The organism is Cupriavidus sp. HY129 (assembly GCF_059492215.1).
This window is the reverse complement of the sequence record NZ_CP083254.1, coordinates 2,986,367-3,010,231: the sequence shown is the minus strand read 5'-3', so window position 1 is coordinate 3,010,231 and position 23,865 is coordinate 2,986,367. Positions and strand designations below refer to the sequence as shown.

The following is a 23,865-nucleotide window of genomic DNA, read 5'->3' as shown; positions in this document are numbered from 1 at the left end:
ACATGGCAAGAATCTTCCTACTGCTGGCCATCGTGCTGGGCATCTTGTGGTGGCTGCGCGATCGCGCCGGCACGCGGCAGACCGCCGAGAAACAGGAGCCGCCGCCGCGCCGCACGGGCGCCGGCGACGAGAACATCGAACCGATGGTCCAGTGCGCGCACTGCGGCGTGCATCTGCCGCGCGGCGATGCCATCGCATGGCACGGCCTGCATTACTGCCGCCGTAGCCATCTGCCAGACATGCCCGGCGAGGGCGATCACGGCACGCGTTCATGACAGCGCCGGCGTCGGCCTGGTCCCGTCTGAACGGCTGGCGCGTGCTGGTCAAGCTCTGGCGTCAGTCGGAGCCACCTGAATTCCATTGGCGCCTGCAGCGGTATTTCTGCTGGACGCGGCTCGCCGTCGCCGTGTTGCTGGTCGGCTATGCCTGGCTGCCGCTCGAACGCGCCGCCGCCGGCGCCAGCGTCTTCAACGTGGCGACGAACGCGCGCATGGCCTCGGCCATGCCGGTCGTGCTGCCTTATCTGGCCATCGCCCTCGTCACGCTGTTCGGTACGCTGTGGCGCAACCACTTTCACGTGCGCGTGCGCGTGCAGGTGCTGGTCGATATGGTCTTGCTGGCCTCCATCTACGCGGCGCTCGGTCACTTCGGCAGCCAGGGCGAAGGACTGGCGATGATTTTCCTGCTGCCCGTGATCGAGGCGGGCGCGCTGACCAGCCTGACGTTTGCGCTGTTTGCCGCTTCGGTGTCGGCGCTGCTCGTGATGGGCCCGCCGCTCCTGCAAACGTTGATCACGCGCCAGGTCGATGTGAACCTGCTCGGTTCCGGCCTGTTCGGGCTTGTGTTCATGATCGCGGCGCTCGTGATGTACATGCTTGCCAACCGCCAGATCGCCCAGGAGCAACTGGCGCTGGCGCGCGAACAGGAACTGCGCCTGCAGCAGCTCGTGAACCGGCTGATGGTCAATGACATGCAGGACGGCGTGATGCTGGTCCGTGCCAATGGCGTTGTCGTGGCGGCGAATCCCGCCGCGCTCGTGCTGCTTGGCGTGCAGCAGAACGAGCGGATTCGCGAAGGGCAGGTTCGTGTTGGCGAGCGCGAGAACGTGTTGTTCGACCTGCGCCGCATGCCGCGTCTGCAACCGCTGCTGGAGATGCTGCGCGACTGGATCCGCATGAAGGACGACGTCCCGCGCATCTTGCAATTGCTGCCGCTGCCGTCGCGCCCGTCCTCCTCGGCGCGCAATTCGATGCACACACGGCTGCGCCTACGCTTCGTGCTGCCCGGCCTGGCGGGGCTGCGTTCGACGCTGGCGGGCGCGCTGACCTCGCCATCGGGCCTCGACACAACCAGCTGGAACGATATGTCGCCCGAGGGCGCCGCGCGTCTGCGGCTGGCCATCGCCCAGAACGAGGCCATGGCCTGGAGCCCGGCGGACGAGGCGCTGCTGCGTAGCGAGATGCGTGACACGGTGCTGGTGCACATCGAAAGCTGGGAGCGTATTGCCGAGCAGGTTCAGCAGGAAAAACTTGCCGCGATGGGCCGGCTGGTGGCCAGCGTCGCGCACCAGATCCGCAACCCGCTCGCGGCGATCAGCCAGGCCAACGAACTGCTGGCCGACTCCGGCGGTGGCGAGGGCAACATCGATGCCCGTCTGCTGCGCATCATCAGCGATAACGTGCGACGGCTCGATCAGGTGATTTCCGACGTGCTGCAACTGTCGCGCCGCCCGCGCACCGGGCATAGCGCCGTCGATTTGGCCAAGGCGCTACCCGAAGTCGTCGACCGGTGGCGGCTGGAAATGCGTTCGCGAGCCGGCGCCCGCGCCGAGGTGAACGCCAACGCGATCCGCATCACCGTCGATCTGAAGGGGCCGGTGATCTTCGACATGTCGCAATTGCAGCAGGTGCTCGGCAATCTGCTCGACAACGCATGGCGCTATTGCAGCCGGCTGCCGGGCGCGATCCGCCTGCTGGCGCATACGCTCGACCAGCACCATGCCGAACTGATTGTCTGGAACGATGGCGCGGAAGTCACGCGCGAGCAGCAGCGCAGCCTGTTCGAGCCGTTCTTCACCAGCAATCCGCAGGGTACCGGGCTGGGGCTGTTCATGGCGCGCGAGCTGTGCGGCGCGAACGACGCCCAGGTGCGCTACGGCGCGATCGTGCTCGAGGATCTGCTCGACCGCACCGGCATGCTCGTCGGGGCTCGCGATACACTTCCCGCCAAGGCATTCGTGTTGACGTTGCGCAACGAAGTGCCCGACGTCGCGAATGCCCAGCCATTTCAACCATCGGCCAAGCTCTGATATCCATGCCTCCCAGATTGTCCGCACCCGATCCGATTCTCGTCATCGACGACGAGGCTGACCTGCGCGAGCTGCTGGATATCTCGCTGCGACGCATGGGGCATGACGTGGTGATGGCCGGCTCGCTGGCCGAGGCCCGCCTGCGTCTGGCCGAGCGGCGCTACAGTCTGGTGCTGACCGACATGCGGCTCGGCGATGGCCTGGGCATCGAGATCGTGCGCCAGTTGTCGGCGTCGCCCGAGCGCACCCCGGTGGCCGTGATCACGGCGTATGGCAGCGCGGACAACGCCGTGGATGCGCTGAAGGCCGGCGCGTTCGACTACATCGCCAAGCCGGTATCTCTGGAGCAACTCCGCACGCTGATTCTCAACGCGCTGGGCCGTCATCAGCGCGGTGCGAACGGTAACGACACATCCGATCAGGCCGATGCGGGGGACTCGTCCGACGCGACCGATGGGACCAGTCTGGGCGATCGTGCGGCCGGGCTGCTACCGGGGGTCTCGCCGGCAATTCACGAGGTACGGCGCTCGCTGCCGCGTCTGGCGCGCAGCATGGCACCGGTGGTGATCAGCGGCGAATCCGGCAGCGGCAAGGAACGAGCGGCGCGAGCGATTCACGCGATCAGCGCGCGCTCGGCGCATTCATTCGTGGCCGTGAACTGCGGCGCGATCCCCGAAGCGTTGATGGAGGCCGAGTTCTTCGGCCACGTCAAAGGCGCCTTTACTGGGGCCGATGCCGAGCGCGGCGGGTTCTTTCAGGCCGCCAATGGCGGCACGCTGCTGCTCGATGAGGTCGCGGACCTGCCGCTGGCGATGCAGGTGAAGCTGCTGCGCGCGCTGCAGGAACGCCGCGTGCGCAAGATCGGCGCCAGCAAGGAAGACAGCGTGGATGTGCGCGTCATGTGCGCCAGCCACAAGGACCTGGCCGCGATGGTCGCCGCCGGGTCATTCCGCCAGGACTTGTACTACCGCCTCAACGTGCTCGAACTCCGGATGCCCACGATGCGCGAGCGCGCCGAGGACATCCCGGTGCTTGCCCGCGCGATTCTCGAGCATCTGGCCGTGCGCTACGGCGATGCGCATCCCAAGCGGCTGTCACGCGCGGCGCTGGAATGGCTCTGCGCGTACGAATTTCCGGGGAACGTGCGCGAGCTCGAGAACCTGCTCGAGCGTGCCTACGCGTTCGCTGAAAGCGAGGAGATCGAAGTGGCCGACCTGGGGCCGCTCGACACCGGCATCGAGCGTGCCGCGCTGATGCAGACGGCCATGGCGGCTGCGCCATCCCTCGCGGCGGCGCCGTTGACTGCCGTGCCGCCGGCAGCCATGTATCACCGGTGGGGTACCGCCGGAGCCTGGGGTGTGCCCGCTCCAGCGACGCCCGTGGCGGCGATGCCAGAACCGGCGCCTGTACCGGCCCCGATCCCCGTGTCGGGGCCGGTTGCCGCGCCTGCCCCCGATGCTGGCGCGCCGGCTGCCACCACGTTCCCGATCAATCTCCCCGCGCACCTGGAGGCGATGGAGCGCGAGCTGATCCTGCGCGCCTTGCGGCAGACCGGCTTCAACCGGACCGCCGCGGCGCCGCTGCTGGGTCTGAACTTCCGCCAGTTGCGGTACCGGATCGAGCAACTTGGCATCTGCGAGGAGGATGGGCGCAGTGGCCGGGACGATAGCGAATCGCTGGCCGAAGGGGAGGGGCGAGATGTCTGACGCCGCAGGCCGGGTCCGTGACTGGCAGCCCGACGCCGACGGCTGGATCCCCGCGGCCCGCCGCGTGCCGTCCCCGAACTTCGACGCCCGCCCCGAAGGCATGGCGGTCGATGTGGTGGTACTGCACAACATCAGCCTGCCGCCGGGGCAGTTCGGCTCCGACGATATCGAGGCGTTCTTCCAGAATCGGCTCGATGCCACGCGCCATCCGTTTTTCGAGACGATTCGCGACGTCCGGGTATCGGCCCACTTCCTGGTCCGTCGCGATGGCGAGCCGGTTCAGTTTGTCGCCTGCACGCAACGTGCGTGGCACGCTGGCCAGTCCGACTATTGCGGACGCCAACGCTGCAACGACTTCTCGATCGGCATCGAGATCGAGGGCGCCGACGACCAGCCGTTCACGCCAGCGCAATACGAGACGGTGGCCGCGCTGGTGAGTGCCCTGCGGGCCGCCTATCCGATCCAGGGCGTCGCTGGCCACAGCGACATTGCGCCGGGGCGCAAGACCGACCCAGGCCCCCACTTCGACTGGAGCCGCTTTGCGAAACAGGCCGCGCTACCGCCGGCGATGATGCCGTACCGGCACGCAAGGTAGGTTTCCCAGGGGGGGCCAAATAGGGTGCGCCGGGCCCCGAATCGTCACGACGGCTGCCACATTCTGGGGCACCTATCGCCGACCTGTTCCCATAGAAATATTTTCAAAATCTTGTGCGCCACCGAACGGCTTGCCGCGAACCCTTGAGGCAGCGGGCTTTGCGGGATTGTGGCGCTGCCGCACCGCCGGCCGGGCAATGTGAAAGCTGATTGTCAAGACTGGTCATTCAGGCTCGTTTCACTATACTTAGCCCAGATTTTCGATGTGACCACTATATCTAGTGGTTTTTCCGGGGAGCCGACCCAAGAGTGAAGCCTCGCCGCAGCAGCTTGCGGTGTGTGCGTCACAAAATTCAACCGGGTCGGGCTGTAAAAGAGTCCCTAGCAGAATGAACGCCTGTGCAGTTTGGTTCTCGCCTGGCATGGCCAGTGTCGAGTGTCTTCTGGAGCGCATTTTGCTAGGGACTTTGTCATCTTCAGCAGAAGTCTTCAATACAAGGGTTAAAACAGGAGTTACCTCATGCAAACGGCCCAAAACGAACAACAAACCACTGGCGTGACTGGCGTTGCTGGCGCAGCAGCCGGCATTGCGCAGCAGAGCCCCGTCGCTGCAGGCGTTACCTATCAGGACTACAAGCTGATCCGCCGTAACGGCGCCGTGGTGTCGTTCGAGCCGAACAAGATTGCCGTGGCCATGACCAAGGCATTCCTGGCCGTCAACGGCGGCCAGGGCGCGGGATCCGCGCGCGTGCGCGAGATCGTCGAGCAACTGACCCAGAATGTGGTGCGCGCGCTGGTGCGCAGCCGTCCGAACGGCGGCACGTTCCATATCGAAGACGTGCAGGATCACGTGGAACTGGCGCTGATGCGCTCGGGCGAACATGAGGTGGCCCGCGCCTACGTGCTGTACCGCGAAAAGCGCACGCAGGAACGCGCCCAGGCCAACGCGCAGGCGGTGGCCCGCGTACAGGAGGCCGGCGTGTCGTTCAACGTGACCGATAACGGTGTGACGTACCAGCTGGACCTGGCGGCGTTGCACGCGCTGATCGATAACGCCTGCAGCGGCCTCGGCAAGGCCGTCAGCGCAGAGCCGATCCTGAAGGAAACGCTCAAGAACCTGTACGACGGCGTGCCGATGACGCAGGTCTACGACTCCGCCATCCTGGCTGCGCGCACGCTGATCGAGAAGGACCCGGCCTACAGCCAGGTGACCGCCCGTATCCTGCTGCACACGATCCGCAAGGAAATCCTGGGCGCCGAAGTGACCCAGACCGAGATGGCGACGAAGTACGCCGAGTACTTCCCGAAGTTCATCGCGCGCGGTATCGAAGCCGAACTGCTCGACGAAAAGCTGGCCACGTACGACCTGGCCCGCCTGGGCGCCGCGCTGGACGCCTCGCGCGACTTCCAGTTCAACTACCTGGGCCTGCAGACGCTGTACGACCGCTACTTCCTGCACGTGGACGAAGTGCGCATCGAAATGCCGCAGGCGTTCTTCATGCGCGTGGCCATGGGCCTGGCGCTGGAAGAGAAGGACCGTGAAGCGCGCGCGATCGAGTTCTACCAGCTGCTGTCGTCGTTCGACTTCATGTCGTCGACCCCGACGCTGTTCAACTCGGGCACGCGCCGCTCGCAGCTGTCGTCGTGCTACCTGACCACGGTCTCGGACGACCTGGAAGGCATCTACGAGGCGCTCAAGGAAAACGCGCTGCTGTCGAAGTTCGCTGGCGGCCTGGGCAACGACTGGACCAACGTGCGCGCGCTGGGCTCGCACATCAAGGGCACCAACGGCAAGTCGCAGGGCGTGGTGCCGTTCCTGAAGGTCGTCAACGACACGGCCGTGGCCGTGAACCAGGGCGGCAAGCGCAAGGGCGCGGTCTGCGCGTACCTGGAAACGTGGCACCTGGACATCGAGGAATTCCTCGAGCTGCGCAAGAACACCGGCGATGACCGCCGCCGCACGCACGACATGAACACGGCCAACTGGATTCCGGACCTGTTCATGAAGCGTGTGATGGAAAATGGCGAATGGACGTTGTTCTCGCCGGCCAGCTGCCCGGACCTGCATGACAAGGTCGGCAAGGCATTCGAGCAGGCCTACCTGGGCTACGAAGCCAAGGCCGCCAACGGCGAACTGAAGCTGTTCAAGAAAGTGCCGGCCATGCAGCTGTGGCGCAAGATGCTGGGCATGCTGTTCGAAACCGGCCATCCGTGGATCACGTTCAAGGACCCGTGCAACATCCGCAGCCCGCAGCAGCACGTGGGTGTGGTGCATAGCTCGAACTTGTGCACGGAAATCACGCTGAACACGAACGAGAGCGAAATCGCCGTGTGCAACCTGGGTTCCGTGAACCTGGTGGCCCACCTGATGCAACAGGCCGATGGCACGTACGTGCTGGATCACGCCAAGCTGCAGAAGACGATCCGCACCGCGATGCGCATGCTCGACAACGTGATCGACATCAACTACTACGCGGTAGAGAAGGCGCGCAACTCGAACCTGCGCCACCGTCCGGTGGGTATGGGCATCATGGGCTTCCAGGACTGCCTGCACGTGCTGCGCACGCCGTACGCCAGCGACGCCGCGGTGAAGTTCGCCGATACGTCGATGGAAGCCGTGTGCTACTACGCCTACCAGGCTTCGACCGAGCTGGCCGAAGAGCGTGGCCGTTACAGCACCTACGAGGGTTCGCTGTGGGATCGTGGCATCCTGCCGCAGGATTCGCTGAAGCTGCTGGCCGAAGAACGTGGCGGCTACCTGGACGTGGACCTGTCGTCGACGATGGACTGGGACAGCCTGCGCGGTCGCATCAAGCAGCACGGCATGCGCAACTCGAACTGCATCGCGATCGCCCCGACCGCGACCATTTCGAACATCATCGGCGTGTCCGCCTGCATCGAGCCGACGTTCCAGAACCTGTACGTGAAGTCGAACCTCTCGGGCGAGTTCACGGTTGTGAACGACTACCTCGTGCGCGACCTGAAGGAACGCGGCCTGTGGGACGAAGTGATGGTCGCCGACCTGAAGTACTTCGACGGCTCGCTGGCCCGCATCGACCGCATTCCGCAGGACCTGCGGGACATCTATGCCACGGCGTTCGAAGTGGAACCGACCTGGCTCGTGGAAGCCGCCAGCCGCCGCCAGAAGTGGATCGACCAGGCCCAGTCGCTGAACATCTACATGGCCGGCGCTTCGGGCAAGAAGCTGGACGACACCTACAAGCAGGCCTGGCTGCGTGGTCTGAAGACCACGTACTACCTGCGCACGATGGCCGCCACGCACGTGGAGAAGTCCACCGTGCAGCGCGGTTCGCTGAACGCGGTGTCGTCGGGCGCTGACGGCCAGTCGGGCATCGACGCTGCCGCGTCGGCCGCACCGGCGATGCCGGAGGCCGAGGGCGCGGTCTGCACGATGCGTCCGGGCGATCCTGGCTTCGAAGAGTGCGAAGCCTGCCAGTAAGCAACACCTGAAAGTACCCTCGGTCTGCTCCCCTCTCCCGCTGTGCGGAGGAGGGGCCGGGGGAGAGGGCCAGGCACATCGATAGCCGATGCGCCTAAGCTGGCCACAGCCGCCCCTGATCGAATCATCGGAGAAACAACATGCTGAGCTGGGACGACGACGTTCAAGCCACACCGCAGGCCGCGCCGCAGCCTGCCCTGCAACCCGCTGCCGTCGCCACGTCGGTCGACCAGCAAGGCGTGCTGCCGCCGGCAGCCACCGAGCCGGGCATCCTCGGCAACAACCCCAACGCCGCCGCCGCGCAAAGCACGCGCCGCGTGAACGCCGCCGACAAGCGCGTGATCAACGGCGCCACGGACGTGAACCAGCTCGTGCCGTTCAAGTACAAGTGGGCATGGGAAAAGTATCTGGCCGGTTGCGCGAACCACTGGATGCCGCAGGAAATCAACATGTCGCGCGACATCGCCCTGTGGAAGGACCCGAACGGCCTGACCGAGGACGAGCGCCGCATCATCAAGCGCAACCTGGGCTTCTTCGTGACGGCCGATTCGCTGGCCGCCAACAATATCGTGCTGGGCACGTACCGCCAGATCACGGCGCCGGAATGCCGCCAGTACCTGTTACGTCAGGCCTTCGAAGAGGCCATCCACACGCACGCCTACCAGTACATCGTGGAATCGCTCGGCCTGAACGAAGCCGAGATCTTCAACGCGTACCATGAAGTGCAGTCGATCCGCGACAAGGACGAGTTCCTGATCCCGTTCATCGACACGCTGACCGACCCGTCGTTCAAGACCGGCACGCCGGAGAACGACCAGAAGCTGCTGAAGTCGCTGATCGTGTTCGCCTGCATCATGGAAGGCCTGTTCTTCTACGTGGGCTTCACGCAGATCCTGGCAATGGGCCGCCAGAACAAGATGACCGGCGCTGCCGAGCAGTACCAGTACATCCTGCGCGACGAATCCCTGCACTGCAATTTCGGCATCGATCTGATCAACCAGATCAAGCTCGAGAACCCGCACCTGTGGACGGCCGAGTTCAAGGCCGAGATCACCGAGTTGTTCAAGAAGGCCGTGGACCTGGAATACCGCTACGCTGAGGACACCATGCCGCGCGGCGTGCTGGGCCTGAACGCACCGATGTTCAAGGGCTACCTGCGCTTCATCTGCAACCGCCGTTGCCAGCAGATCGGCCTGGAGCAGCTCTTCCCGAACGAGGAAAACCCGTTCCCGTGGATGAGCGAAATGATCGACCTGAAGAAAGAGCGCAACTTCTTCGAGACGCGCGTCATCGAGTACCAGACGGGCGGCGCGCTGTCGTGGGATTGAGGGGTCGGCTGCCGCGTTGAGAAGACGGCAGCCAGAATGGGTAGTGTGCGGACATCGGGCGAGAGCCTGATGTCCGTTTTTGTTTCCTGGCGGCTTATTCCGCCGTCGCTCCAGACCGCTTCACCACCGTCGCCCATTTGCGGATCTCGCTATCCACGAACTTGCCGGTGTCCGCGGGCGTCATCGGCATGGGCTCCGAGCCCCGGTCGGTGATGAACTTGTGCAGTTCGGGCGATTGCAGCGCCTTGACGGTCTCCGCATTCAGCTGCGAGACGACGGCCGGGGGCGTGCCAGATGGCGCCATCATCACGGCCCAGCCCAGCGCCTCGAAGCCCGGCACGCCCTGTTCGCGCACGGTTGGCACCGATGGGAGCTGCGGCACGCGTTGCGTCGTGGTCACGGCCAGCGGCAAGGCCTTGTGGCTCTGGATCAGCGGCATGGCGGCCGTCACCGAATCGACCATCAGCGGAATCTGGTTGCCGAGGAAATCGGCCTGCGCCGGGCCGCTGCCCTTGTACGGAATGTGCACGACGAAGATGCCGGTCTGTGCCTTGAGCATTTCGGCCGACAGGTGCTGCGTGCCGCCGATGCCGGCACTCGCGTAGCTGTACTTGCCCGGCGCCGCCTTGGCCTTCGTGATCAGGTCGCGCAGCGAGGTGAAACCCGACTGCGGCGTGGCCAGGAACACCAGAGGCACCGAGAACACGCCTGATATCGGCGCGAAGTCCTGGCGCGGGTCGTAGTTGACCTTCTTGTAGAGCGTCTGGTTGATCGCCATCGCGCTGCCCGCCATCACGAGCGTATAGCCATCGGCCGGTGCCTTCGCGGCAACCTCCATGCCGATATTGCCACCGGCGCCTGCCCGGTTCTCGACAATGACGGACTGGCCCAGTTGCTTGCCCAGTTTCTCGGCAAGCGCGCGGGCGAAGATATCGGTGGCCTGTCCGGGCGGGAACGGCACGATGAGCTTGATGGGGCGGTCAGGCCAGGCGGCGTGGGCGGCGGTGGCGGCTGCGAGCAGCAGCGCGGCCAGGGACAGGCGTGACGGCTTCAATGAATTCTCCTCGTTGTTTTCGAGGGATTTTACGCGCATCTCCTTTCAGATTCGGCTCAGAGACTTCGGACTTTGGGCTCCCTAGGATCCGTGATGGGTCCACCAAGGAGAGCCATCGATGAAAGCCGTAGTCCAGTACCAATTCGGCGAAACGCCGTGCTTCACCACCTTTGACGACCCCCATCCGAGCGATGGGGAAACCCTGGTCCAGGTCAGGGCCGCAGTGATCTGCCCGGCCGATCTCGCTATCGCCAAGGGGCTGCATCCCCGCTTGCCGACGCAGTTGCCGTTCATTTGTGGGCGCGATGGCGTAGGGCGGCTCGCCGACGGGCAGCGCGTCTACTTCCGGGCCGGCCGCGCGCCGTATGGCGCGATGGCCGAGTACGCGCCGGCCGAGTGGGTGGCGCCGCTGCCGGACGATGTTGGTTCGGCGGCCGCTGCGGCGCTGGTCGGGCCTGCGCTGGCCGCATGGTTGCCGCTGGCGACGCGGGCCGACGTCGAGCCTGGTGAAACCGTGCTGGTGCTTGGCGCGTCGGGCATCGCGGGCCGCCTGGCGGTGCAGGCGGCGCGTCTGCAAGGGGCGGGGCGCGTCATCGCCGCCGGTCATCGGCCCGAGCAGTTGTCCACACTCGGTGCCGATGCGCTGATCGACCTCGCACAGCCGCCGAGCACCCTGCAGTACACATTCGCCTCGTTCGCGGAGCAGGGGATCGACGTGGTGATCGATTTCGTCTGGGGCGAGGCGCTCGAACTGCTGCTGGCCGCGTTGGTGCAGTGCGACGGGATGCCGATGTCGATGTTCGACCGTGGCGTGCGCATCGTCACGACGGCGAACCGAGGGGCCGGCAGCATGATGCTGCCGCCTGCGGCGCTACGCGACTCGCGCGTGCAGCTTATGGGCTGCGGCCCTGCCAACCATCCGCCGTGCGGCTATATGAAGACGATGGTCGACGACATCCTTGCCTGCGCCAGCGATGGCGACCTCGGCACGGAATTCGAACTGGTGCAGATGTCCGCAGTCACGGACGTCTGGCGGCGCGCTGGCGAGCAGGCTACGCGCATCGTGCTGACGCTAGACTGAACTCGCCGGCGGGATGGCAAACGTGGGATCAGGCGGCCTTTCGGACGTCCGCGGGGGCTTCGGCCTTGCGCTCGCCGCCCAGGGCGTCGGTCAGGTCGGCAAGCAGGCTCGCCAGCTCGCCCGCCATCAGCGCGAAGTCGGCATCGAAGCGCTCGTCCTCGTCATGCAGCGTGGCGTCGGCCTGTTCCTTGATGACATCGAGCGGATTCACGCGCTTGATGGCCAGCGCTTCGGTCAGCACGAATGACACGCGGTCATTCCACGTCATGGCCAGGCGCGTGCAACGCTTGCCGGCGGCGATATGGCGGCGCAGGTCCTCGGGGTCCAGCGGGTGGCGGACGTAGCGGACCGTGGCCTTGCTTTCGCCACTCGACTGGAGCTCGATTTCCTGGTCGACCGTGAAGCCGGCCGGAGCGGTGTCGGTGGCCAGCCATTCGGTCATGGCGGTCACGGGCGACTGGTTCACGTGCAGGTTGGCCACGGGCAGCGGATCAATTGCCTTGAACAGCATCCCGCGCACTTCGTCGGCCTTGGCCGTTCCGGCCGCGTCGATCGCCAGCCAGCCATTGGCCGGGTCGATCCAGACGCGTGTGTCGCGGCGGATGCTGAAGGCGCGTGGGAGCAGTTCTTCCGTGATCTGCTCCTTCAGTTCCTTGAGTTGCTTGCGGCCCGGCTTGAAGCCCTGTTGCTCTTCGAGTTCTGCGGCGCGGGCCTTGGTGACCTGGTTGACCACGGTTGCCGGCAGCAGCTTCTTTTCGGTGCGCAGCACCAGCAGCATCTGGCGATTGACGCAATGTACGAGCTGACCGTTGTCGCGGGGCGATGCCCAGCCTTGCGTCTGCATCTCCAGGCTGGTGCCGGGGTAGAACGCGTGCTTGGCCAGGCAAGCTTCAACGTCGTCAGCGGTGAGTGTCCACGGGGCGGAGAAACGATGAACCTGGAGATTCTTGAACCACATGAGAATTCGGCCTCGCGTACGAAAAAGGGGAGGGACGCATTCTAACGGGTCAATCGGGGTCGGATGCGCATACCGATGCAGGTTCGGCGAAGAGAAATGGAACGCGCGGGGGGAGGAGGAGGCGTTGACTGTCGCGATGTGATCAGGGGCGCCCGTAAGGAGACGGGCGCCCCTGATCAAGACGTCAATTCAATACTTCGCAATCTGGCAAGTTGTGTCAGATCGAGAGCTTCGAGATCTTGGTGCCTTCCAGGCTCAGGCCAGCCATCAGGCCCGCATTGGTCATTGCGAAACCGATGATCGGTTGCTGCGCCGTATTGGTATCGATCTGACCGTTGGCGCCAATCGTCGCCAGGGCTACCGTGGCATCCGCGCCCACCTGCCAGCCGCTGCTGCGCACGAATTTGTCGTACGCCTCCTGGGTCATGAACATCAGGACGAAGGCTTTCGATTGCGCGCCGGCCTGAAAGCCGAACGAACCAGAGATCGCCCGATAGTATCCTCGGTCGGCACCGCCCGCCCGCAGGACACCGTCGCCGTATTCACCCCCGACGATGAAACCAGCCGACAGTAGCTTCGGGAAGATCAGGATGCCCTTGGCCTTGGCACCCAGTTCCTGTGCGGACTTGGTTGTCGTGTAGAGGCGATTGAGCGTATCCGTTGCGCCAACGTTGATCTCACGACGCTTGGACGCATTGTCACCGGAGTCGGTGGGACCCGTGACGCTGCAGCCTGCCAGCGTACCCAGACCGGTAAGACCAACAAGCCCCGCACTGCCGGCGGACAGGAATGTTCGACGTTTCATGCTTTCCTCCAAGGGTTGAAGTGTTTTAACCGCCTCTAAAGCATAGGCGTGCGATGCACTTCCGCAAATGCGATTTTGTCTGACAATACGTGACTTGCTATCTGACATGAGGCAAGTCAGTCCTGTTTTATTGCAATTTCTTGCAAATCAGTGGAATGGCTTCTGAAACTCAAATCATCCGCCCTGGTCTTTGGAGCATGCACCAGACAATCGCCCCCTTTCCTCCAGACGCCGGCATTGCCGCCTCTCAATCTTCCGAACGGACGCCAGTGCGGGGGCGCCTGATCAGACTCGCCGCGACGACGATGCCGATGGCCGCTTTGCTGGCCGCCTGCTCCTCCTCCCAGCCGCCGGCTGACTCGGCAACCCAGGCTGCCGCGCAGGAGTCTGTGCAGGTTGCGCCGGCGTGGCAGGCCGAACGCGTGAAATACATGGAATGCGTACAGGTCAAGGTCGACGACGGTGTTTCGAGCAAGGCCGTGCCGGCGGACGTGGCTGGCGGTGCGCTTAGTGCCTGTCAGGACCAACTGAAAGTCATGCACGACGCATTCCAGTCGTATCTGATGGCTGGCATGAGTTCGGCCCACGGCCGTAGCAGCGCCAAACAGGCTGCCGATCGGGTGACCACGGATACGCGCGAGAAGGCACGTGTCTATCTCACGCGCTACGTCGAGGTAGAGCGCTACAAGGCAGGACAGCGCTAAATCGGGGCGCCGGTGGATAGCCGGCGCCAGTTCCGTCTTGTCTTGTGGACCGCGTTCAGAGCATCGCCAGCGGCTGCACGTGGCGCGGGGGCGGAAACAGTTCGTCCAGCGCGGCAAGCTGTTCCGCGCTCAGCGTCAGGTCCAGCGCGTCGACGTTCTCGCGCAGACGTTCGCGGTTGCCAGTCTTCGGGATAGCGATGATGTCGTCGCGGCTGAGCAGCCACGCCAGCGCAACCTGCGCCGGAGACTTTCCAATCGATTGCGCAAAACGCTTCAGGCCCGGGCTGCGCAGCAATCGTGCCTGCTCGATCGGGGAATAGGCCATGACGGGAACCCCCCGCTCGCGTAGCCAGGGCAGCAGGTCGAACTCGATGCCACGGCGGCTCAGGTTATAGAGCAACTGGTTCACGGCCACTTCATCGCCACCCGGCACATCCCATAGTTCTTCCATGTCGGAGAGGTCGAGATTGCTGACGCCGAAATGGCGGATTTTGCCGGCTTGCCGCAACGCCAGGAACGCCTCGATCGTTGCCTCGAACGGCTCGTCGCCGCGCCAGTGGAGCAGGTAGAGATCAATATGGTCGGTGCCCAGGCGTTTCAGGCTGCGCTCGCACGCGGCCACCGTGCCTTTGCGACTGGCATTGTGCGGATACACCTTGCTGACCAGGAACGTCTGGTCGCGACGCCCCCGGATCGCCTCGCCGATCAGTGACTCCGACAAGCCTTCGCCATACATCTCGGCGGTGTCGATCAGCCGCAGTCCAAGATCCAGACCCAGCTGCAACGTGGCGATTTCCTCGGCACGTGTCTGGCGATGATCGCCAATGTTCCAGGTACCCATGCCCAGCGCGGGCACGCGTTCGCCGCCGGGCAGTGTGACTTGTTTCATGCAATGACTCCGGTGTGAAGCGCCGACGATGCCGGCTTGCAGCCCTTCACACTAGTGAACATTGGCACGGAGTACAAGCCAGCCGCCCGCACGACACTGCTGACTGAAATGCGCGAATCAACCGTGTTGGTGGCGGAATTCCTGCGACTTGCCGCCGTATCCGTAGGCGGCCGCCCGCGCGTCGATCACATGGATGTAGGACAGGGGATTGACGTCGCCGATCACCTCGGACAAGGCCCCGAATATCGCTGCGAGATATTGCGCCTTTTCGGCCTTGGTGTTCGTCTCGTCGGTCACGCTGATGTCGAGCTGGAACGCGTTGCGGCCCTCGGCATACTCTGACAGCGGTTTGCCAGCGATGAACCACTGTTCGCGCGGGATGTACGTGACTGTGGTGGCGATCACGCCGGCTTCCTTTCGCAGGACCCGCTGGGTCAGTTCGCCGACCGCGGCGACCGCGCGGCGGGTGAGTTCCGTATCGGGATGGCCGGAAATCTGCAGGGCAATGTGGGGCATGATGGGCTCCTTGACTGGGTTGGTTTTCACGGTGCGGCGGATGATTTTTCCGCTGCGGTGATGTCATCGTAGGCGCTGCCTTGATATCGGAAAAGCGGGAATATACGATACTATCAATCGGATATACCGAATCATTGGGGCCAGCCATGCGTGGATTCGAGACCGATCAACTGAGAACCTTCGTGGCCGTGGCGGACAGCGGTAGCTTGTCCGCGGCGGCACCCCGGCTGTTCCTGTCGCAGTCGTCCGTCAGCGAGCAATTGCGCAAGCTTGAGGAGCGTGCCGGCGTCCCCCTCCTGACTCGAGGGAAGAAGGGGGCCGCAGTGACGCCGGCCGGCGCGCGGCTGCTTGAGTACGCGCGGCGCATCCTGTCGCTGAACGAACTGGCGATGCAGGAATTGCGCGGACAGTCGCTCGATGGCGAGCTACGTCTGGCGGTGACGGACTACTTTCGCCCCGGCGAGATTGCCGGCATGTTGCGCCGGTTGCGTGACCGTTATCCGTACCTGAAGCTGCACGTGACGGTCATGAAGAGCGCGGCCATCGAGGCTGCCGCCGAGATGGACGAGTTCGATATCGGCCTGAGTATGCGGTTGATCCGTCTGGGGGGCGATGCTGCGCCGCACGAGAAGCGCAAGTCCGGTGTCGTACTGCGGCGGGAGGCGCTGGCGTGGGTCGCGGCACCGGAGATCGCCGAGTCGCCGCAGGCCACGCTGCCGCTCGTGCTGTTACCGGATACCTGTTCGATGCACCAGTTCGTGGTGCAGTTGCTCAAACGGCGGCGGCGCGCGTTCGATATTGGCCATTCGGCATCCGGGGTGGCCGGGCTGCATCTGGCTCTGGCGGCGGGCCTTGGCGTGTCATGTCTGAACGCCTCGGCCATCGGGCCGGGTGTCGCGCCGCTGGATGCGGCCGCCACGGCGGGCTGGAAGTTGCCGCCGCTGCCTTCGGCCGAGTTCTATCTGCTGGGGGCCCGGCGCGGGGAGAGCGAGTTCATTGGGCAGGCGCGTCAGGCGCTGGCCGAGCAGTTCGGCTAGGCGAGGAAGACCGGGCGGGAATCGCGGACGGGAATCAGGTGTCGCTCCACTGGCGCAGGAGGTTGTGATAGCAGCCCACTAGCGTGCGGCGCGCGCGTTCGTCAGCGTTGGTCTGATTCAGCGTCTGGATGGCGTTGTCCATGTCGAACAACAGCGCGCGTTGTCCATCGTCGCGAATCAGGCTCTGAATCCAGAAGAAGCAGCCAACCCGCACACCGCGCGTGATCGGCGTGACCTGGTGCAGGCTTGTGGACGGGTAGACCACCATGTCACCGGCCGCGAGCTTGACCGAGTGCACGCCGTAGGTGTCCTCGATCTGCAGTTCGCCGCCGTCGTAGCTGGCCGGGTCGGACAGGAACAGCGTGGCGGAAACATCGGTACGCAGCTTGCGGCCGTTGTGCGGGTGTAGGCGGACGCCGCCATCGACGTGCAGGCCGAACGTCATGCCCTCACTGTAGCGATTGAACATCGGCGGATAGACGATGTTTGGCAGCACGGCGCTGATGAACAGCGGATTGCGCTCGAGCGCGCTCAGTACAAGATGCTGGCACTGCGCCGCCGCCTCGGAGCGTTCGTCGATCTGCTGGTTGAACTTCACCGGCGCGCCGGAGTATCCGGCGGTAACGCGGCCGTCCACCCAGGCGTCGCCCGCGTGATCGAGCTGCTCCCGCAGCATGGCCAGTTGCTCGGCGTTGAGAACCTGCGGAATGCGGACGAGCATCGTATCTATATAGATAGTGAGCGAAAATCGGAGCCGCCCGGCGCTGCGGCCCCGGCGGCACTTACATGCGGTATGTGAACGACAGCATCGCGGTGCGGCCCGTACCCGGCACCGAACGGCCGCCGTCGGACTGAATCAGTGCATCGTAATACTTCTTGTCGAAGATGTTGAACAGATTCAGGCGCACATCGTACTTCGGCTGATGGTAGGCGATCATGCCGTCCCAGCGCACGTAGCCGCCCACCTGTACGGTGTTGGTGTTGTTGGCATAGCGCTGCGACATATAAAACGCCCCGCCGCCGATTTCCCAGCTCGGCAAGATCGCGTAGCTGGTCCAGGCCGTGGCCGTGTGCTTGGGCGTATTGAGCGGCACCTTGCCTTCCGTGCCAGCGGCGACGCCGTTCTCGATCACGCCATTGAGGTACGTGTAGCCGGCGAACACCTGCCACTTCTGTGTAATGCGGCCGGTCATGCCCAGGCGGAAGCCGTCCACCTGGATCTTGCCTGTCAGCGCGTAGGTGGTGGCGTCAATCTGGCTACGCGCGTTGTCCTTGGTGATGCGGAAGATCGCCGAGTTGACCTGAAGATCGCCATTGCGCAGATCCCACTTGCCACCCAGTTCGTACGATTTGTTCTTCTCCGGGTCCAGCGATTGCTGGCCCACCGTGCCGACCAGTTGCTCGAGCGACGGGTTGAACGACGTGCCATACGACACGTAGTACGACTGCTGCTCCGTCGGCTGCCAGATGCCGCCCAGACGCACGCTCGTAAAGTTGACGGTCTGGTTGGCATACGGCAGCACGGTGCTGCCGCTGGTGTTGGAGGCGTTGATCGAGTTGCTGATGCTCGCGATATATCGGTCGTAGCGCAGGCCGGCAACCGCCTTCCACTGCTTGCTGAACTCGATCGAATCGTTGGCGTAGACGGCGATCGTGTTGGCTGAGCCGCCTTGCAGGTTGCCGACGCTCGAGGCGACGTTCGAAGGTGAGTCCTGGTAGACCGGATCGACCACAGGCGTGCAGGCAACGTAGCCCGTGGTGGCCCCGTTCGCATTCAGCGGCGTGCTGCCGCAGTTGCCGTTCCGGTAGTAGTTCTGGTTGTTGTAACCATCATGACCAAGCTCCAGGCCTGTCAGCAGCGTGTGCTTGACCGGACCGGTGTTGAAGTCAGCGGTCAGTTCGGTCTGGTTGAAGATCGAGTAGTCGCGGATGCTGCGGTCATGACTCTGTTGGCGCACATAGAGCTGCGACAGCGGCAGGTAGGTCGTGGTCGCCGCCGTGAACTTGCCGGAGGCATCAATCGAGCCCACGGCATTGGGCGCCGTCTCTCGCGCATCGGTGGATACGTAGTTGAATGAGGTCTGGTTGCGCAGGCGCAGGTTCGGCGAGAACTTGTGCGTGACGCCGGCCGAAAGCGAGGCGATGTCCTGGCGCGTGCGGTCGTTGTTGAAGCCGTAGTAGGTGTTGCGATTGACGTTGACCGGGTGACCGTTGATGGCCGGGAAGCCATAGTCGGGCATGTCCTCGTTGTGCTGGAGCAGGGCGGACAGCGTGATCTCGGTGGACGTGCCGATGCCAAAGCGCCAGGACGGCGCGATGCCGAAGTCCTGCACCGTCATTTCGTCGCGCGTGCTCGGCTTGCCGTCCTGCGCCATCGCGGAGATACGGAAGGCGGAGGTATCGCCGGTTGGCGTGTTTACGTCGGCGGTGGCGCGCACCAGGCCGTTCGTGGTGACGGAGCCGGTTACCTCCGTGGCGGCCTTCATCTGCGGCTTCTTGGTGACCTGGTTCACGATGCCGCCGGTGGAGCCACGGCCGAACAGCATCGACGACGGACCCATGATGACTTCGACCTGATCCAGCGCAAACGTGTCGCGGTAGTACTGGCCACGGTCGCGGAAGCCGTCGAGGTACATGTCGGTACGCGCCGAGAACCCGTTCAGGTTGATGTTGGTACCGATCTGGCCGCCCTCGGCACCGCCGATCGTGATGCCGGGCACGTTGCGCAGCGCATCGGCCAGCGAGGTAGCACCCTGCGAATCCATTACCGCGCGGTTCACGATCGTCACGGACTGGGGGACGTCACGCAATTCAGCGGGCAGCTTCGAGAGCTGGCTGCCTGCCGGGCTGAAGTCGTCGCGAATGGCCGAGCCCTGGACCGTGATTTCGCGCAGCGTTGCCGGCGCGGTTTCCGACGCGCTGGCCGGCGCAGGAGCGGCCGTGGCGGGCGCTTGCTGGGCGAGGGCGGCAGGGGTGGCAGGAACGGCAAAAAGGGCTACGAGGGCGGTGGCCAGGGGCGTGCGGCGAGTCATTGTCCAGTCCATGTGTGCGGGCGTGGCGCAATATAAATGCGAACGATTCGCGTTGCAATTTGCGTTGTTGTCTGTTCACAGACAAGATACATCGCGGTCGAATGACTTAATAAAAATACAAATAACTACGTAAGAGGCCCTGCGGATGGTGTTTTGGGAGCTACGTATGCTGATTAATGCGCTTTTGTAACGGCGGTGATGCAAAACAAACGGCCCGCTCAAGGCGGGCCGTATGCATACATTTGGTCACCCTGGCAGGTGACCGCATCCGGATTTTTTAATCGGCGCTCATGTTCGCGTTCTTCGCGATCCGACCCAGGCGTTCGCGCTCGGATTTGATAAACGCGACGAAGCTCTCCACCGAGCCGCCTGCAGGCTCGATACCGTTCTGGATCAGGCGCTCGCGAATATCGGGGCTCTGCATGCCCGCGCTCAGTTCCGCATTCAGCTTCTTGATGATGGCCGGGTCTGTGCCCTTCGGTGCGAAGATGCCGGCCCAATGCCCAATGCGAACTTCGGGCAGACCCTGTTCCGCGGTGGTCGCGACGTTCGGTGCAGCGGGCATACGCTTGTCCCAAGTCGCGCCCAGCGCCTTCAGCTTGCCCGCCTTGATCTGCGGCAGCACCACGATCGACGCTTCGGACGTTGCCACGACCTGATTGCCGATGACTGCGGTGATGCTCTCCGAACCGCTCTTGTACGGCACCACGGTCAGCTCCGCGCCTTTTTCCTTGAGCATTTCCTCGACGAAGTGCGGCGTGCTGCCGCTGCCGGCGGTAGCGAACGGCACGCCACCCTGCTTCTTCGAATACTCGATCAGTTCCTTGACGTTGTTCACCGGCACCGAGGGCGAAGCGACGATCACCGACGGGCTCACTGCGATCAAACCGACGGGAACGAGATCGTCCGGTGCGTACGGCATCTTCGAGCGGATCAGGCCGTTGGTCACGGTGCCCACCGCGCCGACCAGGAACGTGTAGCCATCGGGCTTGCTCTTTGCCACGTAGTCGGCGCCAACGATGCCGCCCGCACCGGGACGGTTCTCGATGACGACCGGCTGGCCGATGCGCTTGCTGACGGCTTCGGCGCCGGCACGCGCCACGAGGTCGTTGGCACCGCCTGCCGTGAACGGCACGACGAACTTGATGACGTGATTCGGCCAGGCATCCGCGGCGTGCGCGGTTGTGGCGATGAGGGAAGTGGTGGCGAGTGCGAGGGCCATGACGCGGCCGCGTGGGGAGAAGCGCATGCTCAAAGTCTCCGGATGTCGTTGTAGAGGCAAACGATCTTACCGAAGGAAGCTGTCACATGCCTGTACAGCAGGTGATGTGTGCGAAGCGTGCTCAGGGGGGCTGCCTCACCGTTCGCGCAGGCGTCAGTGAGGCAGTGAATGGCTGGCGACTCGCCGCTTACTGCGCGCGCACCCAGGTCTGGGTCCGGCCGATCAGACTGATGCCGATGAAGCCGCGCACGTTGAGCTTCTTGCCGTCTTCGGCCAGCGACATCTTGCACTTGTACAGCTTGCCGCTTTCGGGATCCAGAATCTCGCCGCCGGTCCACTCGTTGTCGGCCGTCTTGCGCAGACCGGTCAGCAGCGTCATGCCGATGATCGGCTGATCCTTGCGCGAGTCGGTGCACTTGTCGCACACCGTCGGCGGGCCTTCATGCGGCACGAGACTCTTCGTGAGCTTGCCGCTGTAGACGCCGTCCTTTTCGCTGATCTCGATCACGCCACGCGGCTTGCCGGTGGCGTCGTCAATCGTCTGCCAGGTGCCGGTCGGCGTGGCTTGCGCCATTGCCGCTGCGCTGGCAGCAAAAGCAGCGGCGAACACGGCGGCACGCAGCAGGGTACGAGGGGCGGTCATGCGCATGGTGGTGGTCTCCAGTTCAGAGTTCAATGTTCAGTGTTGCAAAGTTGGTTCGCTCGATCGGGTATCGGCGGGCGCGACGCCAATCTACTGTCGGATGCCGCGCGCCGCAATCTCCAACATCCGTTTGCGTACGCACTGGCGCGCAATGTAGCGCTTGCTGCAATTGCCCGCCCGGCGCGGCCTGGCGCGGTTTCTGTCGTGCAACAACGCCAGCATGAGCGGCGGTTCCGAGATTTTCCTCTAGCCATCATCCAACTGCAGCGATGTCGCCACAGTCCTTCGGAATTCGGCCACGCCTGCATCGCATCCGTCTCAGTAGGAACCCGGATGCGGCGCATCGCTCGAATGCAGCTGCATTGTCTGACGACGCAGCGGGTCGACGTGGCGAACATCGTGCTCGGTTGCACGACTGATGCGTTTGCGTCGTACCTCCTCCAACCATCACGAACCACATCGCCAGTCGCGATGTGGCGACGCGCGCGGAGCGTTTCGACGTGGCGAGGAACTGCGACAGCATCGAAATCGAACGTGCGACTTCGCAACGACGACACAAACCGTTGCTTTGACGCATCACTCTTTCGTCGCTCACGCGCAACTCTCTGAAGCTTGCATGCCGACGCCGGGCATCGCGCGCGCATGGTTCGACGGTTGCGCAAGTCGGAGCGTGCTCGCATGCGTTGCCACCCGCGGGAACGCGACGCGGCAGCGCTGCGCGGAACGCTGTCGCACAAGAATCCGCAGTGCATGGAGCGACATTGATGGAGGACCGGAAAGTCAATGCTCATGCGGCTTTCCGGCTTGCGAGCGTGAACGCGTCAGCGCACTTCGCGCGGCATCGCAAGCGTGTCTGAGCAGGTATGCGCGATGCCTTCGCGGGTGTGCGATCACGCGTCATCGACACGATCCGCCGCGCATCGACTCATCGTGCGAAGACCCGATGAAGGAACTCTGGAGCGTGTGTGAAAGTCGAGATCAACATGTGTGTCGATGGTGTCGTCATCGAGACGTGCGCGCCGAGTAGATCGATTCGTAATTGCGCGCAAGTTTTTTTGCACTTTTTTCTTAACATCATCGAACAAACGAATTATGATTCGCCTTGACAAGAGTCTCACTTCATTGCATCGACCGAGTAGCGCGCACGAAGGCAAGCAAGAACGCGAGCGAGAAGGAACGATGAAGCGAAGCTTCGATGCAGTGATGGCGGGTAGCCGAGGAGCACTAGAACTTTGACGCAGACTGAGCCGAAATGGCTTTTTAAAACGCGTGCGGTCTCCAGTTGCCCAGTGACGGTATGGGCGAGCTACCCCCGAATGATTGCCGTCCGCAGTGCGCGAGGCCATGCCCGTACTGTGGACCTGCTGACCGATATCTCCTCTTTCCAGGCTGCGCGCCGACATGACGGGCGGTGCGGGCAGATCGAATTTTCCAGGGCGCGGCTTAGCCCGGGAATCCGCTTGAGCGCTGGGTTTGCAGCTCGCTCGCGGATGCCTGGCCGCCGCGGGCACACCACCATGAGCGCGCCAGTTCGCGCCGGATGCGGCTGTCTCCCTGCCACCGAATTCATTAGCGTGCGGTCGATGTTGCGTCGTGCGCCGATGAATCGCTCGCTCGATTGGGGCACGTGCAAAACACGCCTCGGGTCGGTCGGGTCGCCAATTTAGGTCATTCGATATTTCACGTTAGTGAAGGAGTTATCCATGGCAACTGCTGCAAAGAAAAAGCCGGCGGCTAAGAAGGCCGCCAAGCCGGCCGCCAAGAAGGCTGCTGTGAAGAAGGTCGCCGCCAAGAAGGCTGCTCCGGCCGCCAAGAAGGCTGCTGCCAAGAAGGTCGCAACCAAGAAGGTAGCCGCCAAGAAGGTAGCGACCAAGAAGGTAGCCGCCAAGAAGGCAGCACCGGCCAAGAAGGCTGCAGTGAAGAAGGTTGCTGCCAAGAAGGTTGCAACCAAGAAGGTAGCCGCCAAGAAGGCAGCACCGGCCAAGAAGGCTGCAGTGAAGAAGGTTGCTGCCAAGAAGCCGGCCGCCAAGAAGGTCGTCGCCAAGAAGGCAGCACCGGCCAAGAAGGCCGCAGCCAAGAAGGTAGCCGCCAAGAAGCCGGCCGCCAAGAAGGCTGCTGCGAAGAAGCCGGCTGCCAAGAAGCCTGCTGCCAAGAAGGCTGCTGCGAAGAAGCCTGCTGCCAAGAAGGCTGCTGCGAAGCCTGCCGCTGCTCCTGCTGTTGCCCCCGCGGCCGCAGCCAAGACCGCGCTGAACCCGGCTGCAGCCTGGCCGTTCCCGACGGGCAACCGTCCGTAATCGCCTCGCACTCGTGCGAGCGATCACAACTGGGAATCGCCAGGGCACGCATCGCGTGCCGCACTGACCGGATACGGCGTATCCGGTCCGCAAGACGGCAGTCTTGCCAACCCGCCGATGGCATCCGTGCCCGGCGGGTTTTTTATTTCTGGATGGACGTGCGAGAGCGGCGCCAGTCGATCTGGATGACGATCAGGAATAGTCAGGGCAGGGGCTCGCGCCAAAAGCAAAACG

19 protein-coding genes are annotated in these 23,865 nt (G+C 63.9%); 10 read left to right on the top strand and 9 right to left on the bottom strand.

Features of this window, described 5'->3' with window-relative positions:
- Positions 1–2 precede the first annotated feature (2 nt).
- The 6 genes from K6G35_RS13800 (at position 3) to K6G35_RS13775 (ending at position 9,396) form a co-directional block, all read left to right on the top strand.
- Positions 3–275 (top strand): PP0621 family protein, encoded by a 273-nt coding sequence (locus K6G35_RS13800; RefSeq protein ID WP_011517592.1) that lies wholly within the window; start codon positions 3–5, stop codon positions 273–275.
- Positions 272–2,308: a histidine kinase dimerization/phospho-acceptor domain-containing protein gene (locus tag K6G35_RS13795; protein WP_008646946.1), complete on the top strand. Its 2,037-nt coding sequence runs from the start codon at positions 272–274 to the stop codon at positions 2,306–2,308. The genes K6G35_RS13800 and K6G35_RS13795 overlap by 4 nt, the downstream gene beginning before the upstream one ends.
- Before the next feature lie 5 nt (positions 2,309–2,313).
- Complete coding sequence (locus K6G35_RS13790; protein ID WP_495675841.1) at positions 2,314–4,014, top strand: sigma-54-dependent transcriptional regulator; 1,701 nt, start codon at positions 2,314–2,316, stop codon at positions 4,012–4,014.
- Positions 4,007–4,609 (top strand): 1,6-anhydro-N-acetylmuramyl-L-alanine amidase AmpD, encoded by a 603-nt coding sequence (gene ampD / locus K6G35_RS13785; RefSeq protein WP_495675840.1) that lies wholly within the window; start codon positions 4,007–4,009, stop codon positions 4,607–4,609. Before K6G35_RS13790 ends, ampD begins: the two co-directional genes overlap by 8 nt.
- A gap of 519 nt (positions 4,610–5,128) precedes the next feature.
- Complete coding sequence (locus K6G35_RS13780) at positions 5,129–8,068, top strand: ribonucleoside-diphosphate reductase subunit alpha (protein ID WP_495675839.1); 2,940 nt, start codon at positions 5,129–5,131, stop codon at positions 8,066–8,068.
- Positions 8,069–8,208: 140 nt separating this feature from the next.
- A complete protein-coding gene (locus K6G35_RS13775; RefSeq protein WP_008648139.1) occupies positions 8,209–9,396 on the top strand; it encodes a ribonucleotide-diphosphate reductase subunit beta in 1,188 nt (395 codons plus the stop codon).
- Between the two features lie 94 nt (positions 9,397–9,490).
- Here K6G35_RS13775 and K6G35_RS13770 read toward each other — a convergent pair whose 3' ends face one another.
- Positions 9,491–10,489 (bottom strand): tripartite tricarboxylate transporter substrate binding protein, encoded by a 999-nt coding sequence (locus tag K6G35_RS13770; RefSeq protein ID WP_186424733.1) that lies wholly within the window; start codon positions 10,487–10,489, stop codon positions 9,491–9,493.
- A gap of 79 nt (positions 10,490–10,568) precedes the next feature.
- Between K6G35_RS13770 and K6G35_RS13765 the strand changes: the two genes are divergently transcribed.
- Positions 10,569–11,531 carry an alcohol dehydrogenase catalytic domain-containing protein gene (locus tag K6G35_RS13765; protein WP_495675838.1) on the top strand — a complete coding sequence of 321 codons (963 nt, stop codon included), beginning with the start codon at positions 10,569–10,571 and terminating at the stop codon, positions 11,529–11,531.
- A gap of 28 nt (positions 11,532–11,559) precedes the next feature.
- Here K6G35_RS13765 and K6G35_RS13760 read toward each other — a convergent pair whose 3' ends face one another.
- Both K6G35_RS13760 and K6G35_RS13755 read right to left on the bottom strand, forming a co-directional pair.
- Positions 11,560–12,489: a recombination-associated protein RdgC gene (locus tag K6G35_RS13760; RefSeq protein WP_495675837.1), complete on the bottom strand. Its 930-nt coding sequence runs from the start codon at positions 12,487–12,489 to the stop codon at positions 11,560–11,562.
- Positions 12,490–12,706: 217 nt separating this feature from the next.
- Entirely contained in the window at positions 12,707–13,294 is a 588-nt protein-coding gene (locus K6G35_RS13755) for a BPSL1445 family SYLF domain-containing lipoprotein (protein WP_008645886.1), read from the bottom strand.
- A 305-nt stretch (positions 13,295–13,599) separates the two neighbouring features.
- Here K6G35_RS13755 and K6G35_RS13750 point away from each other — a divergent pair, with 305 nt between their 5' ends.
- On the top strand, positions 13,600–13,998 hold the full coding sequence (locus tag K6G35_RS13750; protein ID WP_008645888.1) for a hypothetical protein: 399 nt from the start codon (positions 13,600–13,602) through the stop codon (positions 13,996–13,998).
- 55 nt (positions 13,999–14,053) lie between these two features.
- Here the strand turns inward: K6G35_RS13750 and K6G35_RS13745 are convergent, their stop codons facing one another.
- Complete coding sequence (locus K6G35_RS13745; protein WP_008645889.1) at positions 14,054–14,887, bottom strand: aldo/keto reductase; 834 nt, start codon at positions 14,885–14,887, stop codon at positions 14,054–14,056.
- A gap of 117 nt (positions 14,888–15,004) precedes the next feature.
- Positions 15,005–15,403 (bottom strand): tautomerase family protein, encoded by a 399-nt coding sequence (locus tag K6G35_RS13740; RefSeq protein WP_495675836.1) that lies wholly within the window; start codon positions 15,401–15,403, stop codon positions 15,005–15,007.
- A gap of 146 nt (positions 15,404–15,549) precedes the next feature.
- On the opposite strand from K6G35_RS13740, the gene K6G35_RS13735 reads away from it, so the two are divergent.
- Positions 15,550–16,440 carry a LysR family transcriptional regulator gene (locus K6G35_RS13735; protein WP_035884293.1) on the top strand — a complete coding sequence of 297 codons (891 nt, stop codon included), beginning with the start codon at positions 15,550–15,552 and terminating at the stop codon, positions 16,438–16,440.
- Between the two features lie 34 nt (positions 16,441–16,474).
- On the opposite strand, the gene K6G35_RS13730 is transcribed toward K6G35_RS13735, so the two are convergent.
- The 4 genes from K6G35_RS13730 to K6G35_RS13715 form a co-directional block, all read right to left on the bottom strand.
- Positions 16,475–17,161 carry a Fe2+-dependent dioxygenase gene (locus K6G35_RS13730; RefSeq protein WP_008645894.1) on the bottom strand — a complete coding sequence of 229 codons (687 nt, stop codon included), beginning with the start codon at positions 17,159–17,161 and terminating at the stop codon, positions 16,475–16,477.
- Positions 17,162–17,222: 61 nt separating this feature from the next.
- Entirely contained in the window at positions 17,223–19,472 is a 2,250-nt protein-coding gene (locus tag K6G35_RS13725; RefSeq protein WP_495675835.1) for a TonB-dependent receptor, read from the bottom strand.
- Between the two features lie 277 nt (positions 19,473–19,749).
- Positions 19,750–20,721, bottom strand: a complete 972-nt coding sequence (locus K6G35_RS13720) for a Bug family tripartite tricarboxylate transporter substrate binding protein (protein ID WP_008645898.1) — start codon at positions 20,719–20,721, stop codon at positions 19,750–19,752.
- Positions 20,722–20,881: 160 nt separating this feature from the next.
- A complete protein-coding gene (locus K6G35_RS13715) occupies positions 20,882–21,343 on the bottom strand; it encodes a DUF2147 domain-containing protein (RefSeq protein ID WP_008645905.1) in 462 nt (153 codons plus the stop codon).
- A gap of 1,697 nt (positions 21,344–23,040) precedes the next feature.
- Between K6G35_RS13715 and K6G35_RS13710 the strand changes: the two genes are divergently transcribed.
- Entirely contained in the window at positions 23,041–23,631 is a 591-nt protein-coding gene (locus K6G35_RS13710) for a histone H1-like DNA-binding protein (protein ID WP_024570920.1), read from the top strand.
- The last annotated feature ends 234 nt before the right edge of the window (positions 23,632–23,865 follow it).

What these genes read in the sequence shown, in the direction of transcription:
- K6G35_RS13780 (WP_495675839.1), top strand. Translation starts at nt 5,129, where the DNA reads ATGCAAACGGCCCAAAACGAACAACAAACCACTGGCGTGACTGGCGTT.
- K6G35_RS13735 (WP_035884293.1), top strand. Translation starts at nt 15,550, where the DNA reads ATGCGTGGATTCGAGACCGATCAACTGAGAACCTTCGTGGCCGTGGCG.
- K6G35_RS13750 (WP_008645888.1), top strand. Translation starts at nt 13,600, where the DNA reads ATGCCGATGGCCGCTTTGCTGGCCGCCTGCTCCTCCTCCCAGCCGCCG.
- K6G35_RS13760 (WP_495675837.1), bottom strand. Translation starts at nt 12,489, where the DNA reads ATGTGGTTCAAGAATCTCCAGGTTCATCGTTTCTCCGCCCCGTGGACA.
- K6G35_RS13800 (WP_011517592.1), top strand. Translation starts at nt 3, where the DNA reads ATGGCAAGAATCTTCCTACTGCTGGCCATCGTGCTGGGCATCTTGTGG.
- K6G35_RS13740 (WP_495675836.1), bottom strand. Translation starts at nt 15,403, where the DNA reads ATGCCCCACATTGCCCTGCAGATTTCCGGCCATCCCGATACGGAACTC.
- K6G35_RS13770 (WP_186424733.1), bottom strand. Translation starts at nt 10,489, where the DNA reads ATGCGCGTAAAATCCCTCGAAAACAACGAGGAGAATTCATTGAAGCCG.
- K6G35_RS13795 (WP_008646946.1), top strand. Translation starts at nt 272, where the DNA reads ATGACAGCGCCGGCGTCGGCCTGGTCCCGTCTGAACGGCTGGCGCGTG.
- K6G35_RS13755 (WP_008645886.1), bottom strand. Translation starts at nt 13,294, where the DNA reads ATGAAACGTCGAACATTCCTGTCCGCCGGCAGTGCGGGGCTTGTTGGT.
- K6G35_RS13730 (WP_008645894.1), bottom strand. Translation starts at nt 17,161, where the DNA reads ATGCTCGTCCGCATTCCGCAGGTTCTCAACGCCGAGCAACTGGCCATG.
- K6G35_RS13745 (WP_008645889.1), bottom strand. Translation starts at nt 14,887, where the DNA reads ATGAAACAAGTCACACTGCCCGGCGGCGAACGCGTGCCCGCGCTGGGC.
- K6G35_RS13790 (WP_495675841.1), top strand. Translation starts at nt 2,314, where the DNA reads ATGCCTCCCAGATTGTCCGCACCCGATCCGATTCTCGTCATCGACGAC.
- K6G35_RS13775 (WP_008648139.1), top strand. Translation starts at nt 8,209, where the DNA reads ATGCTGAGCTGGGACGACGACGTTCAAGCCACACCGCAGGCCGCGCCG.
- K6G35_RS13725 (WP_495675835.1), bottom strand. Translation starts at nt 19,472, where the DNA reads ATGACTCGCCGCACGCCCCTGGCCACCGCCCTCGTAGCCCTTTTTGCC.
- K6G35_RS13710 (WP_024570920.1), top strand. Translation starts at nt 23,041, where the DNA reads ATGGCAACTGCTGCAAAGAAAAAGCCGGCGGCTAAGAAGGCCGCCAAG.
- K6G35_RS13715 (WP_008645905.1), bottom strand. Translation starts at nt 21,343, where the DNA reads ATGCGCATGACCGCCCCTCGTACCCTGCTGCGTGCCGCCGTGTTCGCC.
- K6G35_RS13720 (WP_008645898.1), bottom strand. Translation starts at nt 20,721, where the DNA reads ATGCGCTTCTCCCCACGCGGCCGCGTCATGGCCCTCGCACTCGCCACC.
- K6G35_RS13765 (WP_495675838.1), top strand. Translation starts at nt 10,569, where the DNA reads ATGAAAGCCGTAGTCCAGTACCAATTCGGCGAAACGCCGTGCTTCACC.
- ampD (WP_495675840.1), top strand. Translation starts at nt 4,007, where the DNA reads ATGTCTGACGCCGCAGGCCGGGTCCGTGACTGGCAGCCCGACGCCGAC.